Below are 22,570 nucleotides of genomic sequence, written 5' to 3' on the forward strand. Positions count from 1 at the left end.
CAACATTTAAAACGAAAGCCGCTAGATTCTAACAATCTAGCGGCTTTTATATTGTATACTCTGATATATTTCTATTTAAAAAACGCCAATACCGTTTCTTTATCTTTTACAAGCTGTTCTTTCAAGGCATCTATCCCTTTAAACATTTGTTCATTTCGGATACGCTTATAAAAATGGATACTGATATTCTTGTAATAGATGTTCTGGTCAAAGTCAAAAATATTCACTTCAATAGAACGATTATCCATTTGATGATTAACGGTAGGTCGGAAACCAATATTCAACATACCCGTATACATCACCTCGTCAATCTCAACTTTCACAGCGTAAACACCATCTTTAGGCACCAACTTATAACTCTCTTGAGGGTCGATATTCGCCGTTGGGAATCCTATTTCATGCCCTAACTTTTTGCCATCGACAACAATGCCTTTGATAAAATAACGATGCCCCAAATATTTATTTGTTGTTTGAATATCTCCTTCGGCTAATGCTTGTCTTATTTTAGTAGAACTGATATCTATGGTATCAACATTTAAGACTTCCAATTGCTCGATATTGAAATTGAGTTTGTCAGCATAAACTTTTAGGTCTTCGTATGTTCCCTTGCGTTTGTGTCCAAATTTATGATCGTAACCGACCACCAAAGATTTCATACCAATCTGACCAACTAAAATTTTCTCTACAAAATCGGTATAGGAAAGCTTGGAAAACTCTATTGTAAAAGGATATATAACCATATGATCAACACCAGCAGCTTCCAATAAAACTTTCTTCTCCTCTAAGGTATTAATCAATCGCAATTCATCCTGATTGGTTTTCAGAACCAAGCGAGGATGTGGGTAGAATGTAAATATGACTGTTTCGCCATTAACATCTTTAGCCAATTCCTGAAGACGTTTAATCACCTTTTTGTGTCCAAGATGTACCCCATCGAATGTACCAATGGTGACAACAGGATTTAAGGCAGAAAAATTATTTAAGTCAGTATGAACCTTCATCAGTTAATTAAAAATTAAAGTCCCAATTTATATTGGGTACAAATTTAAGATTTTACTCGTCTAGGAATTTCGAATAACAAAAGTAGAAAAAATTATAGAAGTTTAGACCTCTTCATGTGATTAACAAGGCAAGAAGAAAAGACTCGATAATCATAAGAATTTCATAAAAGTTCAAAATAGATCATTTTATATAAACCGATTCCTCTCCTTACGCAAAGCATTGCGGGATAAAACTTTAATCTTGAGAGAATTTTATATTTGGGAATCATCACTTCCTGACTATCTTTGCCCAGTTTGTTTAAAAATTAAAACCATTTTAATGATCTCATCAGGAAATTCAGATGCGGGCTACCAAAGTCCCGCAAAGAAAATCGTATTAGGGGTACAATTTTTATTTGTTGCTTTTGGAGCAACAGTTCTTGTTCCTCTTTTAGTCGGTATTGATCCGGCAGTAGCACTATTCACAGCAGGAGTCGGCACCCTTATCTTTCATTTGATAACAAAGGGTATGGTTCCTGTTTTTTTAGGCAGTAGTTTTGCCTTTATTGCTCCTATTGTTGCAGCAACTGAGCTTTACGGATATGCCGGAACTCTTTCTGGACTTATTGCTGTAGGTGTTGTTTACGGAATTGTGTCAGGTATAATCAAAGTTTGGGGACTTCGAGTAATCGAGAAAGTTTTCCCAGCTGTTGTAGTTGGACCCGTTATCATGATTATTGGACTTTCACTTGCTCCAGTAGCTGTAAATATGGCTAAAACCAATTGGACAATCGCTTCAGTGGTTCTGCTTACTGCAGTTTTAATTGTTGTGTATGCAAAAGGAATAATGAAACTAATTCCTATTTTCTGCGGAATTATTGTGGGTTACTTTCTTTCAATCGCATTGGGTGCTGTTGATTTCGCACCTATTCAAGAAGCAGCATGGTTTGCTTTACCTGAATTTGTAAGACCTGAATTTTCTTGGGGAGCTATTCTATACATGCTACCCGTTGCTGTTGCTCCGGTTATTGAGCATGTTGGCGATATGTATGCAATTGGTGGGGTTGCCAATAAAGAATTTGTTAAGAAACCAGGTTTACACCGTACTATTTTAGGTGATGGTGTTGCGACTGCTTTTGCAGGTTTCTTCGGTGGACCACCAAACACAACATACTCAGAGGTTACAGGTGCTATAGCCTTAACTAAAATTACGAATCCAGCTATCTTGAGAATAGCTGCCATTACCGCTATTTGCTTCTCAGTTATCGGAAAAGTAAGTGCTTTCCTAAAAACTATTCCACAAGCCGTTTTAGGTGGTATCATGCTTCTTCTTTTCGGTATGATTGCCAGTATTGGTATCAAAACCCTTATTGATGCTAAAGCTGATTTTGGCAAGACAAGGAATCAAGTTATTATCTCAATAATCTTAACAGTTGGTATTGGTGGTGCTCAAATTTCATATGATAATTTCTCACTGGCAGGAATTGGTTTAGCTTCTGTAGTTGGTGTTATTCTGAACCTGATTTTACCAGATAAATCAAGAGCTATAAAAGGTAGTGAAGTCAAGTAATATTAGACTAGACCTAACGAATTACATAAAGAAAGGGAGTGCACAAGCACTCCCTTCTTTGTTATATATCCAAGAGGAAATCAAATCTAGTTAACCGCCTCACCAGTCAATTCCTGTTCTTTCACAAACTTATTGATGATGTGAGAAAGTTTTGGATAACCAATCTCTTCCAAATCGTAATAAACACGAGTGTTTGGCTTCGTAATATTGATGATTCGATTCAGATCGATTGGCGTTCCTATAATTACAGAATCACAATCGCAGCCATTAATTGTAGCTTCTAAATCTTTCAACTGTTGCTCTGAATACCCCATAGCTGGAAGAATACTACCAATATTTGGATAAATATCGAAAGTCTCCTTAAGCTTACCCACTAGATATGGACGGGCATCGATTTCCTCAGAAGCTCCAAATTTACGAGCGGCTACAGTTCCAGCACCAATCTTCATTTCACCATGAGTTAAAGTTGGTCCATCTTCAACAATAAGGACACGTTTACCCTTTATTATCTCTGGATTATCAACCAAAATAGGAGAAGCTCCATCTACCACAATAGCTTTATCATTAACCTTAGCTATGTTCTCTCTTACCATTTGAATACCTTCTGGCGATGCAGAATCCATCTTGTTGATGACAACAACATCTGCCATTCGTAAATTAACTTCACCTGGATAGTAAGATAATTCAGCTCCTGGTCGGTGTGGATCGGCTACCGTAATAGTCAAGTCAGGCTTATAGAACGAGAAGTCATTATTTCCACCATCCCAAATAATCACATCACAACCAGATGGATCATTTTCAGCAGCGCGAACAATAGCTTCATAGTCAACTCCTGCATATATAATATTTCCACGACTTACGTGTGGTTCATATTCTTCCATTTCCTCAATCGTACATTTATGCTTCTTTAAATCCTCAACAGTAGCAAATCGCTGTACTTTTTGAGCAACCAAGTCGCCGTAAGGCATAGGATGACGAATGGCAATAACTCTTAATCCTTTAGCCATCAATTCTTCGATAACCTTACGAGAAGTTTGTGATTTACCACAACCCGTTCGAGTTGCCACAACAGCAATAACAGGCTTATGACTTCTAATCATAGTATCACCAGGGCCTAATAATTTAAAATTAGCTCCAGCTGCATTAACAATAGCACTCATATTCATCACCTTCTGATATGATACATCAGAATAAGAGAAGACACAATCATCAATTTCGTGCACTTTAATCAGTTGAGTCAACTCCTCTTCGGCATAAATTGGAATACCTTCCGGATAAAGCCCACCCGCTAATTCTGCAGGATACTTACGCCCATCAATATCGGGAATTTGAGCCGCTGTAAAAGCGATAACCTTATAATCCTGATTGTTTCTGAAATAGGTGTTGAAATTGTGAAAATCACGACCTGCAGCACCAATGATAATTACCTTTTTGATTGCCATGTTAAACCTCCATGTTTTAAAAGTTAATACTCATTATTTTTATTAAGCTTAAACAGAACAATATGTTCCATCCCCTTAAATTTAAACTTTTAAATGAAAAAGACGAAATTTAAGATTCTCATTTAAAGACTGTTGCTTAACATTGATGCAAAACTTGACTTTTAATTCAGAATTCGATATTTTATATCTTCTTGAATTATACAGTAATCACAAGCAATTAATGAGCTGAAGATCTATCAAAATTACATCCGAAAGCTTATCTTCATAAGATATTAAAAAAACAGTTACATGAATTTCTTAGCACATCTCTTCCTTTCTGGCGAATCTGAAAAAATAATGGTTGGCAACTTTATGGCTGATTTTGTGAAAGGAAGGAAACATGAAAACTACAGAGCTGAAATTCAGAAAGGCATCCTTCTGCATCGGTCCATTGATTTTTATACAGACACACATCCGCTAGTTAGCCAAAGTGGGCGATATTTTAGAGAGGGATACAGGAAATATTCAGGTGTCGTTACCGATGTCGTATACGATCATTTTCTAGCGAAAAACTGGGAGCAATATCACCAAGTCAGTCTTGACAAATTCGTTACTCACTGTCATGAGGTTCTGGTGAAGAACTACCTGATTCTTCCCAATAGAGTAAAGCTCTTCCTACCCTTTCTTATTCAGAGTAGAAGATTAGAAACTTACGCCGAGGTACAAGGCCTTAAAACGGCTCTAAATATCATGGTACGACATACTAGTCTGCCAGATAAGACAAACTTAGCCATAAATGTTCTATTGGAGAATTACGATGCTCTTGAAAGCGAATTCCATTCTTTTATGAAAGACATTATTGCTTATATCGTAAACGAAAAGGAAATTGAAATAAAATATCTGGTTAATAAACCTTAGGATAATTTCAAGTCACGAACCATCATTTGAGTTTCAACCTTACCCATATATTCATTTTCCTGCAAAGAATAACAAATATTAAAAGGTGTACCCTTTGCTATTTTAGGATACATTTTCCCCATTTGGAACGCAATTCCACTTTTCACATTGGCATCGCGAATATCATCTACTACGGATAGTTTTAGATGTTCCTTATTTTTACCTACCTGACGTGAATAACCATAGTCAACCACATCTTCGCTAATAAAAACAGGCGTCATATTCTTAGGCCCAAAAGGCTCGAATTGTTTTAACAGACGGTAAAACTTAGGGGTAATATCTGCAAGGTTGATTTTAGCATCAATTTTAATTTGAGGCACCAACATATCATCTGAGATATTGTTTTGAACGTACTCTTCAAATCGTTGTGTAAATTCGCCAACGTTTGCAAGCTTCATTGTGAGCCCAGCAGCATATTTATGTCCACCAAAATTTTCCAGAAGATCACTACATGCCGATACGGCCTGATACAAATCAAATCCATCAACAGATCGAGCAGATCCTGTAGCCATACCATTCGATTCTGTAAGAATAACCGTTGGACGGTAATAGGATTCAATCATTCGTGAAGCAACAATCCCTATAACGCCTTTATGCCAATTTCTATCAAAAAGAACAGTACTCTTCTTAGATTCTGTTTTCTCGGCTTTATTTAATCGCTCTAAAGCCTGTTCTGTAATACTGTGATCTAGCTCCTTACGATTTTCATTCATCGTATTTATACTATCACCAATTAATACTGCAGCATCTTCTTCCTCAACAATTAATAATTGAACCGCATGACGCCCCGATTGAATTCGACCAGCAGCATTTATTCTGGGACCTACTTTAAAAACAATATCATTGACCGATAAATCCTTATTAACCCCAGATAAATTCATGATGGTTTTAAGACCTAATCGAGGGTATTTATTCAATTGAATCAGACCGAAATGTGCTAAAACTCGATTCTCATCTTCAATAGGAACTATATCCGATGCCACACTTACAGCAACCAAATCAAGCAAAGGAATTAGATTCTCAAAAGGCCAATTAAGTTGTTGACTCAAGCCTTGCATTAGTTTAAAACCAACACCACAGCCCGAAAGACAATCGCATGGGTAATTACAGTCTTCACGTTTAGGATCTAAAACAGCTGCTGCCTGAGGCAGAACCTCATCAGGGGTATGATGATCGCAAATGATGAAATCAATACCCTTTTCTTTGGCGTAAGCAATTTTCTCCATGGCTTTAATACCACAGTCCAATGCTATAACCAAAGTTACTTTGCTTTCTGCTGCAAAATCGATTCCTTTTAAAGAAATACCATAGCCTTCAGAATATCTATCGGGAATATAATAATCGATATAATCGAAATGTTTTTTTAGGAAAGTATAAGCCAAAGCAACCGATGTTGTTCCATCAACATCATAGTCGCCATAAATCATGATACGTTCTTGATTGTTTAAGGCTGCGATTAATCTGGTCACAGCCTTATCCATATCTTTCATTAAAAATGGATCATGCAAATCGTCGAGACTTGGTCGAAAAAATGCTTTTGCTGCGTCAAAAGTTTGGATTCCTCTTTGTACAAGCAAATTTGCAACAACTTCATCGACCCCTAGTGACTTCGAAAGCGATACAATCGTTTCCTCATCTCCCGGCTCATTGATTACCCATCTTTTATCCATAGTTTGATCTTTAGATCGGGAAATTACTCATTTTTAAACGTCATATCAAACAAGATAGCGATATGATTTTTCAAGTTATGTTTTACATCCTCGATATCAAGCTCTTTACCTAGTTCTTTTTTTAAAGATGTGACTCCTTTGTCCTGAAAACCGCATGGATTTATATATCCAAAATAGTCTAAATCAGTGTTTACATTAAAAGCCAAACCGTGCATACTTACCCATCGGCTAATGCGAACACCTATGGCACAGATCTTTCGAACAGTTGGTTTATCAATATCTAACCAAACACCAGTTGCCCCTTCAAGTCGGTGACCTTCTATTCCATAATCAGCAATGCAATTGATTACAGCTTGTTCAAGATTATCGATATAGTTTTTGATTCCCATATCGTAAGTCTCCAAATTAAGGATAGGATAAGCGACTATTTGACCTGGTCCGTGATAAGTAATATCACCACCTCTATTAATCTTATGAAAAGTAGCATTCTTCGCTTGCAATTGAATCATATCAAGCAACATATTCTGCTCTTTACCACTCTTTCCTATGGTATAAACATGAGGATGCTCACAGAATAAAAGATAATTATTGCTAAGTTTCTTTTCCTCAGCAGGCAAATCAGAATTTGCTTGCTTCGATTTTAAAACCTCATCGAATAATTCCTCCTGATAATCCCAAGCTTCTTTGTAATCTATTGATGACAGATCACGAAATACGGTTGCTTTACTCATCTCAAAAAAAGTTTTTGTGTTTGAATCAATCTAAAAACTAAGCTTTATTTCTAACCAAATCTTTAAGATCTAAAGCTTTTACATGACGCTCTGCATGGTATGATGATCTTACTAGAGGTGTACTCTCGCAGAATGTAAATCCTTTTTCTAAACCTACAGTTTCATATTTCTTAAAGGTTTCAGGCGTTACATACTCTTCAACAGCTAAGTGCTGACGCGATGGTTGTAAATATTGCCCGATGGTCATTACCTTAACGCCTACAGCCAATAAATCATCCATTACTTGGTAGATTTCTTCTTCAGTCTCGCCCAAACCAAGCATGATACCTGATTTAGAAACAATTCCTGCATCAGAAATTTGCTTTAAAACCTGCAGGCTCAAATCGTACTTAGCACGACTACGAACCTCAGGACTCAATCGACGAACTGTTTCCATGTTGTGAGAAATCACCTCAGGTTTTTCATCGATTACTCGTTGAATATCTTCCTGTTTGCCGTTGAAATCTGGAATTAAAACTTCTAGAGTCGTAGTCGGATTATCCTTTCTGATAGCTTTAATTGTCTCAGCCCAGATACCTGACCCACCATCCTCAAGATCATCACGATCAACAGAAGTAATAACAGCATGCTTTAGCTTCATCAACTTGATTGACTTGGCTAAACGACGTGGTTCTTTCCAATCAGCTTCAAGTGGCTTTCCTGTTTTTACATTACAGAACTTACAAGCTCTCGTACAGATATCTCCTAAAATCATAAAAGTTGCTGTACCATTAGCCCAACATTCTCCAACATTTGGACATTTTCCGCTAGAACAAATTGTATGCAAACCATGATCGCGAACAATGCCATTCACATATGAGTAATCATCGCCCTTAGGCAATTGTATTTTCAACCAATCTGGTTTTCTCTTCATCTTCATTTTTTCAATATTTACTTCATTCAATTAAGTGAACGAATCATTGATCTGTTAAGAACAATTTCTATTAATTTTTCTATCAAAGAATCTTATACTAAACCCATTCATTAATAGTTTCAAAACTCAATTCCAACAACTTAGTTAGAATTACAGATTAAATGCAAATTTATATTTTTGAGCCTAAACATAGGCTGAAATTCAAAAAAAATATCAGCTGTCCTCCAACAGATAAAAAAACTTTATTTTTAAAGATTCTAAATACTGTCGAATTTTCGGCAATAATAAGAAATAAATCGCTGATTTCCTCTTAACTAAAGCAGTTGCTTTTAATAATTTGCGCATATTATTATATCTTTGCATCAAAATTAACATTATTAGATTAGAGATGAATACGTTAGAACTTAGTGAGCAAGAAGTTATTAGAAGAAATTCCCTGAAAGAACTTCAGGCTTTAGGAATTGATCCCTTCCCTGCTGCCGAGTACAAGGTAAACGTGTATAGCGACGAAATTCTTAAGAATTTCGATCCTGAGGCGAATAATTATCAGGAAGTAGTCCTTGCAGGTAGAATCATGAGCCGCCGTATTATGGGTAAGGCTTCTTTTATGGAACTTCAAGATGCAAATGGTCGAATTCAGGTTTATATTAGCCGCGACGACATTTGTCCAGATGAGGATAAAACTCTTTACAACACAGTATTCAAAAAGCTTTTGGATATTGGTGACTTTGTTGGAATTAAGGGATATGTATTTAAAACAAAGGTTGGCGAAACTTCGGTTCACACCTCTGAAATAACTGTGCTATCAAAATCATTACGTCCACTTCCTATCGTAAAGGAAAAAGACGGAAAAATATACGATGCTTTTACTGATCCTGAGTTACGTTACCGTCAGCGTTACGTTGATTTGGTTGTTAACCCAAAGGTGAAAGATACATTTATCAAGCGTTCTCAAATTATCAACTCAATGCGCGAGCTATTCAATAGCAGAGGTTATCTTGAGGTTGAGACGCCAATTCTACAAGCTATTCCTGGTGGAGCTTCTGCTCGCCCATTCGAGACACATCACAATGCATTGGATATTCCTTTGTATATGCGTATTGCAAATGAGCTTTACCTTAAGCGTTTGATCGTTGGTGGTTTCGATGGTGTTTACGAGTTTGCTAAAGACTTCCGTAACGAAGGAATGGACCGTACTCATAATCCAGAATTTACTGTAATGGAAATTTATGTAGCTTATAAAGACTACAACTGGATGATGGACTTTACCGAAGAGATGATTGAGAAAGTTGCTCTTGACCTTCACGGTAAAACTAAACTTGGATTAGGCGATAAGGAAATTGACTTCAAACGTCCTTACAAGCGTATTTCAATGACTGATTCTATCAAACACTTTACAGGATTTGATATTACAGGAAAATCAACGGAAGAACTTCTCGCATTCTGTACTGAAATAGGTATCGAAGTAGATGAATCTTTTGGTAAGGGTAAATTGATTGATGAGATTTTTGGTGAGAAATGTGAAGGTAACTACATTCAACCAACTTTCATTACTGACTACCCAGTTGAGATGTCGCCATTGTGTAAAAAACATCGCGAGAATCCAGAATTAACTGAGCGTTTCGAGCTAATGGTTAATGGTAAGGAAGTATGTAATGCTTATTCTGAGCTTAACGACCCTATCGATCAGCTAGATCGTTTCCAAGAGCAACATAAATTAGGTGCTAATGGCGATGACGAAGCGATGTTTATCGATATGGATTTTGTTCGTGCACTTGAATACGGTATGCCTCCTACATCGGGTATGGGAATCGGTATCGACCGATTAACTATGTTGATGACAGATTCTCATTCTATTCAAGATGTTTTATTCTTCCCACAAATGCGACCAGAGAAAAAGGCTGTAGTTGATGGTGACGAAAAATTCGTTGACTTAGGTATTTCTAAGGAATGGGTTGAGGTTATCCGTAAAGCAGGTTACACTACTGTTGCTGCTATCAAAGAGATTAAAGCAACTAAATTCCACCAAGAGATTTGTGGAATCAACAAGAAAAATAAAATGGGATTAACGAACCCAAGCCAAGACGAAGTCGCTGGTTGGTTAGCTTAATTTTTCATTCAACATACGATTAAAACTTTGAAGCTTGAATGTAATTCAGGCTTCACTGCTTTAATCATACAATTAATGGAATCGTTCAGAAAAGGGCGATCATATTTCTTCAAGGTCATTCTATAATCATTATAGAGTCGCTAAGCACCAAGGCCTTGAAATCACTTAAGGGTGAGTCATTCTCATCTGAAAGACATTATTGAGAACCAAAACCTATTACATGAACGAATCTTCTAAAATAGCCATTATTGGTGGAGGTAGTTGGGCCACTGCCATTGCAAAAATCCTTAGGGAGAATGATGTAGAACTCAACTGGTATATGAGAAATATCGATACGAGTTCTCAATTCAAAAAATTGGGACACAATCCTCGATATCTTACTGATGTTGATTTTGACATCGATAAAATTCGTTTTTACAACGACATCAATAAAATCGTTGAAGATTCAGACCTAATTATATTCGCCATTCCATCGGCTTTTTTAAAGAATGCCTTATCAAAGCTAACGATTCAACTTAAGGATAAATTTATCGTTTCAGCCATTAAGGGTATTGTTCCTGATGAGAATATGATTATTGGAGATTTCTTCCATCATATTTATCAGGTTCCAACCGAAAGTATTGGTGTTATCTCTGGGCCATGTCATGCTGAGGAGGTTGCTATGGAGCGTTTATCCTACCTAACAATTTCTTGCCAGGACAATAAAAAAGCTGAATTCTTAGCTGAAAAGTTGGAATGTGACTATATCATGACAACCACATCAGATGATATTTATGGTACTGAGTACGCAGCCGTTCTTAAAAATGTGTTTGCCATTGCAGCAGGAATCTGTCATGGCTTACGTTATGGCGATAATTTCCAATCGGTTCTTATATCAAATGCCATTCAAGAGATTAAGCGTTTTGTAGATACTGTACATCCTATCACCCGAGATATTAAAAGTTCAGCCTACTTAGGTGACCTTTTGGTAACCTGTTATTCACAATTTAGCCGTAACAGAACATTCGGAACAATGATTGGGAAAGGTTATTCAGTTAAAACGGCTCAACTTGAAATGCACATGATTGCTGAAGGGTATTATGCCGTAAAATGTATCAAAGAAATAAACGAAAAATATAAAGTACACATGCCAATCACTATGGCTGTTTACAATATTCTATATGATAAAATATCTCCTACAATAGAGATAACTTTATTGACAGAAGAATTAAGATAAAAATATCAAATCAATTATTATAAATCTACTTTTCCTTGTGGAGTTTTGAGGGGGATGAAACTTAGGAAAGTGTAGAAACTTAATTTCAAGAAAATGGAACACATTAAATTAAGTATCGACAAAACCTTAAGCTTTACAAGCAAAGAGGAAATCTTTCAGTACAAAGAAGAAAGTAAAAAGCATTTAACTGCCCTTCATGAAGGAACAGGTAAAGGCAACGAATATACGGGATGGGTTAACTTACCATCACAAATTACAGCTGCTGAATTGAAGGATATTCAAGAAACAGCTAACAACCTAAAAGAACGCGTCGAAGTTCTTGTTGTGATTGGTATTGGCGGATCTTATTTGGGCGCTAAAGCAGTAAACGATGCTTTAGCAAACAACTTTGATATGCTTCAGGCAGACAACGAAAATCCATTGGTTATTTATGCTGGACAAAACATCAGCGAAGATTACCTATATGAGCTAATGCAAATTCTTGAGAACATCGAGTTCGGAATTTGTGTGATCTCTAAATCGGGTACAACGACTGAACCTGCTCTTGCATTCCGTTTGTTAAAAGAATTGCTTGAAGAAGGTGTAGGTAAAGAAGAAGCAAAAGAAAGAATCGTTGCTATTACTGACGAATCAAAAGGAGCTCTTCGTACTCTAGCTGAACAAGAAGGCTACAAAACCTTTGTTATTCCTGATAATGTAGGTGGTCGTTTTTCTGTTCTTACTCCAGTAGGTTTACTTCCTATTGCAGTAGCAGGTCACGATATCACAAAATTAGTTGAAGGTGCTAAATCGATGCAGGAATTCACTGTAGCAACAGAATTTGAAGAAAATCCTGCTCTACTTTATGCTGCAACTCGAAATGCTCTTTATTCTAAAGGAAAAGGTATTGAGATTTTAGCGAACTACAACCCAAAACTTCACAATATTGGTGAATGGTGGAAACAACTATATGGCGAAAGTGAAGGAAAAGAAAACAAGGGTATTTTCCCAGCTAGTGTTGATTTAACGAGCGATTTGCACTCAATGGGTCAGTACATTCAAGAAGGACAGCGTAACATTTTCGAAACGGTTCTTTCTATTGCTAAAACTAAATATAAAGTTGTTATTCCTAAAGACAAAAACAACCTGGACAAACTTAATTTCCTTGCAGGGAAAAGAGTTGACGAGGTGAATAAAATGGCTGAATTAGGAACTCAACTAGCACACGTTGATGGTGGTGTACCAAACATCAGAATTGAGCTTCCTGAGCTAAACGAATTCTATATTGGCGAATTGCTATATTTCTTCGAAATTGCTTGTGGTGTTAGCGGTTACATTCTTGATGTAAACCCATTCGACCAACCAGGTGTTGAGGCATACAAAAGCAATATGTTTGCCTTATTGGAAAAACCAGGTTTCGAAGCAGAAACAAAGAAGATTAAGGAAAGATTATAAAATCTATCTCATAATATTAAAAAATGGCTACCCCGAAAGAGGTAGCCATTTTTTTTATTTTATTTATTTGGAGTTTCACTCACCACTTTAATTTCATTCTTTTTCATCCTATACATACGAATTTTCTTTCCAGAAAACTGACCCATAAAAAAAGCAAACAGCATAAATGGGTAGGTATAAATTTCGTACCCCACATCGAAAAAATGTCTAAATAAAATGACAAAAGGAATGGGTAAATGAATGGCTACAAACCATTTTACGGAATATTTCTTAAAACCTTGACGAATGTAACCAAAGGGAACATTCACCAAATAAGTGGCTATCATTGCACACAATAAATTTATCTCCATAGACACGCAAGTTAGCAATAGATATTAAAATTGAAAATTTGTGTGATTTTTCAATTCATACTAAAAACCATGTAATAAAACATAACAATATTAGTTATATACATTAGAGTATAAATATTCACACCTTAATTAATTGAATTATGCGAATTATTTATTTGTTGATATTAATTTCACTAAATCTTCAAGCATTAGCTTCAGTTAAAAATCTCAATTGGTGTGGCAAGGTATTATCAACAAACAATACCGAACTGAAATTTGTTCATCTGCAAGTTGTAACCCAAACAACAGATTATCTTTTCATGACAGACAAAGATGGTTTGGTTAAGATCGACTACCCCAACTTCACGGATATAGACACGCTTATCATTAGTTGCATTGGCTATCAGACAAAAAGAATCAACTGCATTGATCTAATAAAGCATCTTGAAATAAGACTTGAAAATGAGATTTACCAAATTGGTGAAATTTCAATTAAAGCAAAAAAAACGAAATCCTATAAGTTAGGGAACTTAATTAAGCATAGCTTTAGATCTTCCCAAATAGGCTTTTCAAACAAAGCCGGATTGTTTATTCCATACAATGGTGAAAGCAGCAAACTCAAATCCATTAGAGTCTATATGCATTCATTTGGAAATAAAAGCTGGAAGTATAGACCTTTTCTAGTGCGACTATATAAAGGCCATTTCCCTTTTAAAGAAGAGATCACTCCTAAAGTGATCATTGCAGCCTTAGAGCCTAATAAAAATCATTGGGTAAGCATCGATTTAAGCCAATATGGTTTAGACTTCCCTAAAGAAGGCCTACTGGTTGCAGTTCAAGCATTTTCTGCAGATTATTATTTAAAACATGGCTACATTAAAAGTAAATATATAAATGGGAACATTTCAAATTCGATAGGACTGGGTGCTACAACTGGCGACAGAACAAAATTAAATATTGAAGGCTGGAATCATAAATATTACACCAATAAATGGAAACAGAGAAAAGGTGTTTTAAGAAATCCAATGATACAAGCTGAAGTGATTCCAACTAAATAGAGTTGAATAAAACTAGATATCGGAATAAAGATCTCTTTGAAATGCAGCCCTTAAACTCAGCATAAATAAGTTACATTTGCATCGAAATAATTGAATAAACATTTCCATGCTTCAATCAAAACAACTAAAAGGTTCCTTAATAGCACTTTTAGCAACCATCACATTTTCGAATGTTTACATTTTCAGTAAGATTGCAATGAAAGATGTGAGTTTGGCTAGCTTTGGGATCTTATGGTTTGGGCTTGCATTACTATGGAATACGCTATTCAACTGGTATAAAAAGAATAATAATTCATTCAAAAATTTACCAAAAGCATCTAAACGGACTTTACTCTTAATTGCTTGTTCAGAATTGATTGCTACTTCTGCTTTTTTTGTTGCTATTCAATTGACTCCAAACCCAACTATCGTTTCATTTTTGGCAAATACCAGTCCAATTTTTGTCATTATACTTGGCTTCTTTTTTCTTAAGGAGAGGTTCTCTTATCCCGAAATAGCAGGTGTATTTTTAACAATACTAGGGGTTGGACTAATCAACTTTACTGAATCAGGTTTTCAATTAAAGGAACTTAGTAGCCCTGCAAGTTTAGCGACTTTTACCTTTGCTCTATTCTATGGAATCAGTCTTGTTTTGGCAAAATCAAAAGTCAAAACACTACCTTCGTCTATGATTACCTTATATCGCAATATAGCATTGTGGTTTAGCTTTGTACTCTATAATCTCTATACATTTGAATTACCTCATTATACTAGCGAATCAGTATTGTATATCTTTATAGGCTCATTATTTGGACCATTCCTTGGTACCATACTAACATTTTCGGCTTTAAAGTATCTTGATGCCTCAAAAGTGACACTCATTATAACAAGCCGAAGTTTCTTCATTATATTAGGCTCATTTATTTTTCTGGGAATACTACCTAGTCAGATTCAATTTGTTGGAGGATTACTTACAATAGTAGGAATTTTTGTAATATCCATTTCCGGAATGAAAAAGAATAAAACTAGCCATTAGCTGATATCAACTTCAACTTCTCTTTATCCTTAATCGTTATCGTTGAACCATTCGTACTGATAATTCCTTCGTTAGAGAACTCTTTCAAAATACGAACCACATTTTCTTTGGCCATTCCTGTAAATTCGCCTAATTCTTGTCTTGAAAGAATTGGTTTAAATTCATCAGATAGAAAAACTTCGTCAGCAAGAGTTAAAAGACCTTCAGCCATACGACCCGGCATTTTTTTCTGAACAAGGCTCATCATTTTATAAAAAGTACGCAATGATTTCTCGCTAATATCTTTCATATATCCTTCACTAAACAAGGGATTAGATTGCACGTAGGATTTAATCAGTTTCATGTCTATAAAACAAGCTCTAACATCAGTCAATGCAACTAAGCTATAGTGGTGGGTTGAGTCAACATAGGCTCCAGGACCTACAATTAATCTACCCGGCTTACATAAACCAAGGATTATTTTCTTGCCATCAAATCCTTCTAAATATATTTTAGCAATGCCCGAAGAGAGAAAGACGGCATTGGATGAAGGTGACCCTGCTTTAAATATCATTTCTCCTGCAGTAAAACTCGATTGAAACCGATTTTGACTCATTTCAGTCATTTCAACAGGCGATAAATTTTTGAAATTTGGCCATGCATGGGGACAAGTTCCACAGCAAACATCAGTTCCTTTTCCAAACATATAGGTTTATTTAGGTATAATTCTTTTTCTAATATAGTGATAAATATCAACTCAAACCAAAATTCTTATCGCCTCTTTTTCTATTAAGAATCAATATTACAATAGATTACTGTCATTGCACATCATGGGAGATTTTTTTCTGTAATCAGTAGTTTTATGTAATTAATTCTTAATCCCCTAATCTTATGAAACGAAAACAATTTAAAATCTGGCTTCTATTTCTTGCAGTAGGAGCAATATTCGCAGCTTGTGAAGGCCCTGCAGGAGTTGATGGTTTAAGTGGTGCAGATGGTGCTGCTGGTACTGATGGTGTTGATGGCACTGATGGCAATGCTACATGTTTGGCTTGTCACTCTGGCGAAACCAAAGCGAACATCGATGCACAATTTTCTATGTCTGTACACAGCTCTGGAATAAATGCTGTAGACTATGCTGGTGGACGTGCTTCATGTGCTGCATGTCACTCTCATCAAGGTTTTGTACAATTTGCTAACAATGGCGAAGTTCTTGGTAATATTACAAACCCTACTGCATGGGAGTGTGCGACATGTCATGGCTTACACGAGACAATGGAAGCAACAGATTATGCTCTAAGACTTAAAGCTCCTATAAATCCAATATTTGATAAAACCGTAACTATGGATTTAAAAGGCAACTCAAATTTATGTGCTAATTGTCATCAATCCAGAAGAGGTGAACCTGCTTTAACCAATCCTGGAGAAGATACATTCAATATCTCAAGTACACATTGGGGGCCTCATCATGGTGCTCAGGCTAATGTTGTAGCTGGTATCGGCTTTGCTGAAATTGAAGGTTCTGTTGACTATCCTGAAGCTGGTTCTGCAAAACATTTAGATCAAGCCTCATGTACAGGTTGTCATATGGCAGAATATGATACTGAAGAAGGTGAAGGCGGACACTCATGGAAACCATCTTTATTAGCATGTAACACATGTCACGAAGCTGATAATATCGACTTCAATTATGGAGGTGTAAGAACTGACGTTGCTGCAAAACTTGAAGTTTTAAGAGACGAATTAGTTCGATTAGGCGTAGTTGGTTTCGCTGAAGAGGAAATATATGAACTAAATGAAGAAACTGGAGTAATAGAGCTAGTAACTCTGCCTGGTGAATACGGTGTAGTTCCAGGAATATATCCAACTGTACAAGCTCGTGCATTTTTTAACTATGTTGGTTTAGATGAAGATCGTAGTTTAGGAGCTCATAACCCTAAATATATAAAAGCTTTATTGCAAAACTCTATTGAGGCCTTAGCATTAGAGCCAACTCCTGCTCCATAATAAGCAATTCGATAACTTTTAAATACAAAAAAGGAGTTGTTTAATTTAATATTAAACAACTCCTTTATAGATAAAACTGGATGTTTCTATTCTCATAAAAAGAAACATTATTTAATTGATACAGAGATGGCAAGCTTATTGCTACACCTTACTAAAAGGAGTTAAGGAATAAAGTAAACATCTTATTATTCTTATTAAAATTATAACCATATGAAAAGATATTTCAAAGTACTAGCTTTCCTTTTCATGATTGGATTAGTTGCCTGCGAATACGATTATATTGTTGAAGATATTCCAACTCCAGAACCTGATCCAGATAATCCGATCAGTTTTTCAACGCAGGTCGAACCTATCTTTCAAGCTAAGTGTATAGACTGTCACGATAGCAGAACACCTATTTTAATAACAGGGTCTGCCTATGATAACCTTAAGGATGGAAACTTTATAAATACAGCAAATCCAGCTGATAGCGAAATCTACAAACGTTCAACGGACGGTCATGGAGAAAATATGAGTTCACAAGAACGTCTTCTGCTATTAACATGGATTACTGAAGGAGCTAAGGATAACTAATCAAACACATGCAATTATGAGAAACAAAATATTTACATTATCATGCCTGCTTGTTTTTGCTTTTGGGAGCGTTCTTGCTCAAGAGACTGAAACTGAAACCAAGAAGGTTGACAAACCAGTAAGATCACCTTTTGAGAGCGGTTATTTAATTGATAATCAAACGACCGTTATTCAACCCGTAAACACTTTAGAATTTGCCATTCAACACAAATTTGGGACTGTAGAAAATGGACGTTCTGATCTTTGGGGTTTGTATGCATCAGGTGCGAATATTCGACTTGGATTAAGCTACGTTGTGGCAAAAAACATTCAAATTGGAATTGGAGCAACTAAAGAAAATATGACCACCGATTTTAATGCGAAATGGACCATACTAGAGCAAACAAGAAACAATACAGTTCCTGTTGCACTTGCTTTTTACGGAAATATCGCCATTGATGGAAGAGATAAAGATCAATTTCACGATGATTTTAATTCCTCTGATCGCTTATCTTCTTTTGCTCAAGTAATTGTAGGCAGAAAATTTTCGGATGAATTAAGCTTACAAACAGGCCTTAGTTTTTCTCACTACAATTTAATTAATAAAGGAATGTATCACGATAAAGTTGGTGTGCACTTTAATGGTCGATATAAGGTTTCACCTCAGGGATCTATCATTTTCAATCTTGATATGCCACTTGATTTGGGCTACTTAGATTCAGAAGCTGACAATTATGAAAATCCAGAACCAAACTTTTCCTTTGGTTATGAAATTTCTACTAGTACACACGCCTTCCAAATTTACATGGGTAATTCTAATGGTTTAGTCCAGCAGGATATCATGGTGAATAACCATAGTAAAATTGACTTAGACAATTATATGATTGGCTTTACAATCACAAGATTGTGGAATTTTTAATCTCTAAAATTTAAAATTATGAAAAGATTCAAAAACATATTTCTAGGCTTATCTCTGGTATTAGCTGGTGCACTATTCATGGCTTTTGCTTTACCTCAGGATAAAAAAATGGGTGGACCATGGGAAATCCCTGCAAAGTACAAAACAATGAAAAATACCTTTAAAGATGATGCATCATTGAATAAGGTCGGCAAAATGCTTTATTCAAAGCACTGTAAATCATGCCATGGTGGCAAAGGGGAAGCTAATGGGCCTAAGGCTAAAAGTATGAAAACTGCTATTCGTTCGTTTAAAAATGCAGAAGTTCAAGCTCAATCTGATGGTGTTCTATACTATCAATCATTTATTGGTAGAGACGAAATGCCAAACTACGAAAAAAAGATTGGTGACGATGAAGACCGATGGGCAATCATAAACTATCTAAGAACTTTGAAATAAGATTATAAACCCTAATAAATTCCTGAAGTGCTCTGTATTTCAGGAATTTTACTTTATTCTTAATATATGCGTTTCCCTCAATATCGGATTTATTTCCTTCTTCTCTTTTTAGCTTCATTTACAGTGAATCTTAAAGCTGATAATGATTGCTTACGTTGTCATTCTAACAAGACACACACAATTTATAATGATTGGACTGAGCGTAACGAAAAGCGCTTAATGAACCCATATTTCATCTTAGATTCTTTAAGAATAAAGGCTAGTGTTCACGGCTCTTTTGCATGTATAGATTGTCATTCATCTGACTACGAAACCTATCCTCATCAAGGAGAGCTTAAACTCGAACCTCTTTCAACATGTATCGATTGTCATGGGGGAGATGAAAATTTTGCAGATTATAAATTTGAACAAATTGAAGAAGAGTTCAATAAAAGTATTCATGCGCAAGCAATAGGTGAGCTATTCACATGTTCTAAATGTCATGATCAACATTATTATCAAGCAACGGCTCGAACAAGTGGTAACATTAAAGACATTGTAAAATTCAGTAACGAAATGTGTATTTCCTGTCACGATAACACATCAAAATATTCCTTGATGTCTGACAGTTTAAATCCAAGATTAATTGAAACTCACAATTGGCTACCTAATCAGAAATTACATTTCGAGAATGTACGTTGCATTGAGTGTCATACTCAAGTTGTGGACTCGTTAATGATATCACATAATATTTTACCGAAAGAAAAGGCTCTTAAATTGTGCGTAGAATGTCATACAGCCAATTCGCATTTGAATGCATCATTATATAAGTATAAAAACATTCAAGCTAGAAGTGAAGAAGGAAAAGTCGGCGTAATTCTTTCTAACAAATCCTACGTAATTGGAGCCTACCAAAACGAGATGCTTAACCTTTTAAGTATGCTTATTTTCATGGCAGTTATTGCTGGAGTAATTGTTCATAGTTTTTTCAGAATTATAAAAAAATAGATTTCATGGCTACAGAAGGAAAAATATATTTATATCCGGTATGGTTACGCATTTGGCACGCAATAAATGCATTGGGAATTCTTGTATTAATTTACACAGGTCTAAATATGCAATTTGCAAAGCCAGGATTTGAATTGATACGATTCGATTTAGCTGTTACACTTCATAATTATGCAGGAATAATTGTCTCAATCAGTTACTTGCTGTTTTTCATTGGTAATATGGTCACATCAAACAAAAAATATTATAGAATAAAACCTAAAGGTTTAGGTAAACGTCTATTTAAACAATTACGCTACTACGTATTCGGTTTGTTTAAAAATGAAGAACCACCTTACCCAATTTCAGAGAAAAGAAAATTCAATCCAATCCAAAAATACACCTACGTTGCTGTTATGTATCTCTTGGTTCCTGTTATTATTATTACGGGTATTGCCCTTCTGTTTCCCGAACTTATTATTGAAGAAGCCTATAATATGAGTGGGATCTTTTTAACAGCTCTACTGCACGCTATCGTTGGATTCTTTATTTCAATATTCCTTATTATCCATCTATACTTTGCAACAATTGGTAAAAAACCTATAAGTAATTTCATAAGTATCGTTACGGGTTGGCATTAATTTAATGACATTTTAGAGTCCCCTAACACCTCATAATGATGATATAAGTATAGGGTTTTAAGATAAAATATAGGGTGAATTCCTCCCAATATTTGTTGGGAGTTAACTTAAATCTAATCAAGATGAAACTCCCAAATTCAGCTAGAAACTGGCTATCTCTTTTAGGAGCAGGTATTGCTGTAATGAATCTATTTATTATTGGATTCTTACTTGCTCTTTCCTTCTTTTATAATCTTGGTAGTTCATACATTGGGCTATTGATCTATATCATCCTCCCCATGTTTTTTGTTGGTGGCTTAATTCTGATTCCCATTGGAATGATCAGAACAAACCGTAAATTTAAAAAACATCTACTCCCCGAAGACAAATTAGAATGGCCTAAAGTCGACTTTAATAACCCGAAAACCCGAAATGCGAGTATCGTTTTCATCATCGGTAGCACTTTTATAATGATCATATCATCTATGGGAAGTTACCATGCCTTTCATTACACCGAATCTGTTGAATTTTGCGGAAAACTTTGCCATCAAGTTATGGCTCCAGAACATACTGCCTATCATCAATCATCACATGAACGTGTAAAATGTGTTGAGTGCCATGTGGGAGAAGGAACCGGTTGGTATATGAGAAGTAAACTATCAGGTCTATACCAAGTGTATTCTGTTATCGCTAAAAAGTATCCCAAACCAATTCCTACTCCATTGGAAAACTTGCGCCCTGCACAAGAAACTTGTGAGCAATGCCATTGGCCACAGAAATTTTACGACAGTAAGTTGAAAAACAAAAGATCGTATTTAGCTGACGAAACAACGACAGATCACAATATCCTTATGAAGATAAAAACCAGTGCTAGTCTCAGCGCAAATGGGATATCTGAAGGGATTCACTGGCATATCAATACCGACGTAAAGATTGAATACATCGCCTCATCGAAAAATCGAGAGAAATTACCTTGGGTAAAATATACCAATCTTAAAACGGGAGAGGTTAAATTATACCTTGAGCCAGATAATTTACTTAGCGAGAAAGAAATTGACAGTCTGCAGACACGTACAATGGATTGCTTAGATTGTCATAACAGACCATCGCATGACTATCACAATCCTCAAAATTTCATCGATCATATTATAACGTCTGGAGATATTTCCAAAGAATTACCAGACATTAAAGTCTTGTGTATGGATATTCTTAATCAAGATTATCCAAGTACAGACAGTGCCATGATAGCCATTAAGAGTCAGGTATTAGAATATTACGATGTGATGTATCCTGAGATACTTGAATCAAATATCGAGGATATAAGTAAGGCAATTACTGCAATTAAGAAGGGATACACATCGAATATTTTCCCTGAAATGGGCGTCAGTTGGAAAGCTTATCCTAATCATTTAGGCCATTTAGAAACAAATGGTTGTTTCCGTTGTCATAACGACAAGCACGTGACGGCAAAAGGGGAGAAAATATCCAGAGATTGTAATCTTTGTCATGATATCATTTCGCAAGGTAAAACAGGGGAGATACAAAATGCAAGCATAGATAAACCATTAGAGTTTATGCATCCAATCGATATCGACAAACAGTGGAAGACACAACTTTGTTCTGAATGCCATGCACAACTCTATTAATCGGGATTACATCAAAAAAAACCTCTCATTTCTAATAAG

21 protein-coding genes are annotated in these 22,570 nt (G+C 35.7%); 14 read left to right on the forward strand and 7 right to left on the reverse strand.

The features are described from left to right. Positions 1 to 71 precede the first annotated feature (71 nt). The gene (locus ACXR6G_RS03400; protein ID WP_458359995.1) at positions 72 to 1,001 is read right to left on the reverse strand and encodes a bifunctional riboflavin kinase/FAD synthetase; all 930 of its coding nucleotides are present in this window, start codon (positions 999 to 1,001) and stop codon (positions 72 to 74) included. 241 nt (positions 1,002 to 1,242) lie between these two features. Between ACXR6G_RS03400 and ACXR6G_RS03405 the strand changes: the two genes are divergently transcribed. Then, the gene (locus tag ACXR6G_RS03405; protein WP_458359996.1) at positions 1,243 to 2,550 is read left to right on the forward strand and encodes a uracil-xanthine permease family protein; all 1,308 of its coding nucleotides are present in this window, start codon (positions 1,243 to 1,245) and stop codon (positions 2,548 to 2,550) included. An 86-nt stretch (positions 2,551 to 2,636) separates the two neighbouring features. On the opposite strand, the gene ACXR6G_RS03410 is transcribed toward ACXR6G_RS03405, so the two are convergent. Beyond that, positions 2,637 to 3,992 carry a cyclic 2,3-diphosphoglycerate synthase gene (locus ACXR6G_RS03410; RefSeq protein WP_458359997.1) on the reverse strand — a complete coding sequence of 452 codons (1,356 nt, stop codon included), beginning with the start codon at positions 3,990 to 3,992 and terminating at the stop codon, positions 2,637 to 2,639. 288 nt (positions 3,993 to 4,280) lie between these two features. On the opposite strand from ACXR6G_RS03410, the gene ACXR6G_RS03415 reads away from it, so the two are divergent. Further along, positions 4,281 to 4,889 carry an acyl carrier protein phosphodiesterase gene (locus ACXR6G_RS03415; RefSeq protein WP_458359998.1) on the forward strand — a complete coding sequence of 203 codons (609 nt, stop codon included), beginning with the start codon at positions 4,281 to 4,283 and terminating at the stop codon, positions 4,887 to 4,889. Here the strand turns inward: ACXR6G_RS03415 and recJ are convergent. The 3 genes from recJ to lipA are packed head-to-tail and all read right to left on the reverse strand — an operon-like array spanning position 4,886 to position 8,272. Further along, entirely contained in the window at positions 4,886 to 6,598 is a 1,713-nt protein-coding gene (recJ, locus tag ACXR6G_RS03420) for a single-stranded-DNA-specific exonuclease RecJ (protein WP_458359999.1), read from the reverse strand. The two genes, ACXR6G_RS03415 and recJ, sit on opposite strands and share 4 nt — an antisense overlap. Before the next feature lie 23 nt (positions 6,599 to 6,621). Next, positions 6,622 to 7,329, reverse strand: a complete 708-nt coding sequence (gene lipB / locus ACXR6G_RS03425) for a lipoyl(octanoyl) transferase LipB (protein ID WP_458360000.1) — start codon at positions 7,327 to 7,329, stop codon at positions 6,622 to 6,624. A 37-nt stretch (positions 7,330 to 7,366) separates the two neighbouring features. Continuing rightward, positions 7,367 to 8,272 (reverse strand): lipoyl synthase, encoded by a 906-nt coding sequence (gene lipA, locus ACXR6G_RS03430; RefSeq protein ID WP_458360001.1) that lies wholly within the window; start codon positions 8,270 to 8,272, stop codon positions 7,367 to 7,369. 358 nt (positions 8,273 to 8,630) lie between these two features. Here lipA and lysS point away from each other — a divergent pair, with 358 nt between their 5' ends. From lysS to ACXR6G_RS03445, 3 genes are all read left to right on the forward strand, one after another. Then, the gene (lysS, locus tag ACXR6G_RS03435; protein WP_458360002.1) at positions 8,631 to 10,352 is read left to right on the forward strand and encodes a lysine--tRNA ligase; all 1,722 of its coding nucleotides are present in this window, start codon (positions 8,631 to 8,633) and stop codon (positions 10,350 to 10,352) included. A gap of 220 nt (positions 10,353 to 10,572) precedes the next feature. After that, a complete protein-coding gene (locus ACXR6G_RS03440; RefSeq protein ID WP_458360003.1) occupies positions 10,573 to 11,568 on the forward strand; it encodes an NAD(P)H-dependent glycerol-3-phosphate dehydrogenase in 996 nt (331 codons plus the stop codon). 93 nt (positions 11,569 to 11,661) lie between these two features. Next, on the forward strand, positions 11,662 to 13,002 hold the full coding sequence (locus ACXR6G_RS03445) for a glucose-6-phosphate isomerase (RefSeq protein ID WP_458360004.1): 1,341 nt from the start codon (positions 11,662 to 11,664) through the stop codon (positions 13,000 to 13,002). Between the two features lie 59 nt (positions 13,003 to 13,061). Here ACXR6G_RS03445 and ACXR6G_RS03450 read toward each other — a convergent pair whose 3' ends face one another. Then, positions 13,062 to 13,352, reverse strand: a complete 291-nt coding sequence (locus ACXR6G_RS03450) for a hypothetical protein (protein ID WP_458360005.1) — start codon at positions 13,350 to 13,352, stop codon at positions 13,062 to 13,064. A gap of 140 nt (positions 13,353 to 13,492) precedes the next feature. Between ACXR6G_RS03450 and ACXR6G_RS03455 the strand changes: the two genes are divergently transcribed. After that, a complete protein-coding gene (locus ACXR6G_RS03455; protein ID WP_458360006.1) occupies positions 13,493 to 14,389 on the forward strand; it encodes a hypothetical protein in 897 nt (298 codons plus the stop codon). Positions 14,390 to 14,495: 106 nt separating this feature from the next. Beyond that, positions 14,496 to 15,404, forward strand: coding sequence for a DMT family transporter (locus tag ACXR6G_RS03460; protein ID WP_458360007.1), 909 nt, complete (start codon positions 14,496 to 14,498; stop codon positions 15,402 to 15,404). Here ACXR6G_RS03460 and ACXR6G_RS03465 read toward each other — a convergent pair. Beyond that, the gene (locus tag ACXR6G_RS03465; RefSeq protein WP_458360008.1) at positions 15,394 to 16,089 is read right to left on the reverse strand and encodes a Crp/Fnr family transcriptional regulator; all 696 of its coding nucleotides are present in this window, start codon (positions 16,087 to 16,089) and stop codon (positions 15,394 to 15,396) included. The genes ACXR6G_RS03460 and ACXR6G_RS03465 overlap by 11 nt on opposite strands. Positions 16,090 to 16,274: 185 nt before the next feature. Here ACXR6G_RS03465 and ACXR6G_RS03470 point away from each other — a divergent pair, with 185 nt between their 5' ends. From ACXR6G_RS03470 to ACXR6G_RS03500, 7 genes are all read left to right on the forward strand, one after another. Next, a complete protein-coding gene (locus tag ACXR6G_RS03470) occupies positions 16,275 to 17,390 on the forward strand; it encodes a hypothetical protein (RefSeq protein ID WP_458360009.1) in 1,116 nt (371 codons plus the stop codon). A 210-nt stretch (positions 17,391 to 17,600) separates the two neighbouring features. Next, a complete protein-coding gene (locus ACXR6G_RS03475) occupies positions 17,601 to 17,963 on the forward strand; it encodes a hypothetical protein (protein ID WP_458360010.1) in 363 nt (120 codons plus the stop codon). 16 nt (positions 17,964 to 17,979) lie between these two features. Further along, positions 17,980 to 18,861: a DUF5777 family beta-barrel protein gene (locus ACXR6G_RS03480; RefSeq protein ID WP_458360011.1), complete on the forward strand. Its 882-nt coding sequence runs from the start codon at positions 17,980 to 17,982 to the stop codon at positions 18,859 to 18,861. Between the two features lie 18 nt (positions 18,862 to 18,879). Beyond that, entirely contained in the window at positions 18,880 to 19,299 is a 420-nt protein-coding gene (locus ACXR6G_RS03485; RefSeq protein WP_458360012.1) for a c-type cytochrome, read from the forward strand. A 66-nt stretch (positions 19,300 to 19,365) separates the two neighbouring features. After that, positions 19,366 to 20,286 (forward strand): hypothetical protein, encoded by a 921-nt coding sequence (locus ACXR6G_RS03490; RefSeq protein WP_458360013.1) that lies wholly within the window; start codon positions 19,366 to 19,368, stop codon positions 20,284 to 20,286. 5 nt (positions 20,287 to 20,291) lie between these two features. Further along, the gene (locus ACXR6G_RS03495) at positions 20,292 to 20,906 is read left to right on the forward strand and encodes a cytochrome b/b6 domain-containing protein (RefSeq protein WP_458360014.1); all 615 of its coding nucleotides are present in this window, start codon (positions 20,292 to 20,294) and stop codon (positions 20,904 to 20,906) included. Positions 20,907 to 21,028: 122 nt separating this feature from the next. Then, positions 21,029 to 22,531, forward strand: coding sequence for a NapC/NirT family cytochrome c (locus ACXR6G_RS03500; RefSeq protein ID WP_458360015.1), 1,503 nt, complete (start codon positions 21,029 to 21,031; stop codon positions 22,529 to 22,531). Positions 22,532 to 22,570 lie beyond the last annotated feature (39 nt).

It is taken from the genome of Ancylomarina sp. YFZ004 (genome assembly GCF_054254355.1).

Coding starts and splice junctions, on each gene's coding strand:
- recJ (WP_458359999.1), bottom strand. CDS start 6,598: ATGGATAAAAGATGGGTAATCAATGAGCCGGGAGATGAGGAAACGATT.
- ACXR6G_RS03485 (WP_458360012.1), top strand. CDS start 18,880: ATGAAAAGATTCAAAAACATATTTCTAGGCTTATCTCTGGTATTAGCT.
- ACXR6G_RS03465 (WP_458360008.1), bottom strand. CDS start 16,089: ATGTTTGGAAAAGGAACTGATGTTTGCTGTGGAACTTGTCCCCATGCA.
- ACXR6G_RS03445 (WP_458360004.1), top strand. CDS start 11,662: ATGGAACACATTAAATTAAGTATCGACAAAACCTTAAGCTTTACAAGC.
- ACXR6G_RS03400 (WP_458359995.1), bottom strand. CDS start 1,001: ATGAAGGTTCATACTGACTTAAATAATTTTTCTGCCTTAAATCCTGTT.
- ACXR6G_RS03490 (WP_458360013.1), top strand. CDS start 19,366: ATGCGTTTCCCTCAATATCGGATTTATTTCCTTCTTCTCTTTTTAGCT.
- lipB (WP_458360000.1), bottom strand. CDS start 7,329: ATGAGTAAAGCAACCGTATTTCGTGATCTGTCATCAATAGATTACAAA.
- ACXR6G_RS03500 (WP_458360015.1), top strand. CDS start 21,029: ATGAAACTCCCAAATTCAGCTAGAAACTGGCTATCTCTTTTAGGAGCA.
- lysS (WP_458360002.1), top strand. CDS start 8,631: ATGAATACGTTAGAACTTAGTGAGCAAGAAGTTATTAGAAGAAATTCC.
- ACXR6G_RS03410 (WP_458359997.1), bottom strand. CDS start 3,992: ATGGCAATCAAAAAGGTAATTATCATTGGTGCTGCAGGTCGTGATTTT.
- ACXR6G_RS03460 (WP_458360007.1), top strand. CDS start 14,496: ATGCTTCAATCAAAACAACTAAAAGGTTCCTTAATAGCACTTTTAGCA.
- ACXR6G_RS03450 (WP_458360005.1), bottom strand. CDS start 13,352: ATGGAGATAAATTTATTGTGTGCAATGATAGCCACTTATTTGGTGAAT.
- ACXR6G_RS03415 (WP_458359998.1), top strand. CDS start 4,281: ATGAATTTCTTAGCACATCTCTTCCTTTCTGGCGAATCTGAAAAAATA.
- ACXR6G_RS03495 (WP_458360014.1), top strand. CDS start 20,292: ATGGCTACAGAAGGAAAAATATATTTATATCCGGTATGGTTACGCATT.
- ACXR6G_RS03475 (WP_458360010.1), top strand. CDS start 17,601: ATGAAAAGATATTTCAAAGTACTAGCTTTCCTTTTCATGATTGGATTA.
- ACXR6G_RS03455 (WP_458360006.1), top strand. CDS start 13,493: ATGCGAATTATTTATTTGTTGATATTAATTTCACTAAATCTTCAAGCA.
- ACXR6G_RS03480 (WP_458360011.1), top strand. CDS start 17,980: ATGAGAAACAAAATATTTACATTATCATGCCTGCTTGTTTTTGCTTTT.
- ACXR6G_RS03470 (WP_458360009.1), top strand. CDS start 16,275: ATGAAACGAAAACAATTTAAAATCTGGCTTCTATTTCTTGCAGTAGGA.
- ACXR6G_RS03440 (WP_458360003.1), top strand. CDS start 10,573: ATGAACGAATCTTCTAAAATAGCCATTATTGGTGGAGGTAGTTGGGCC.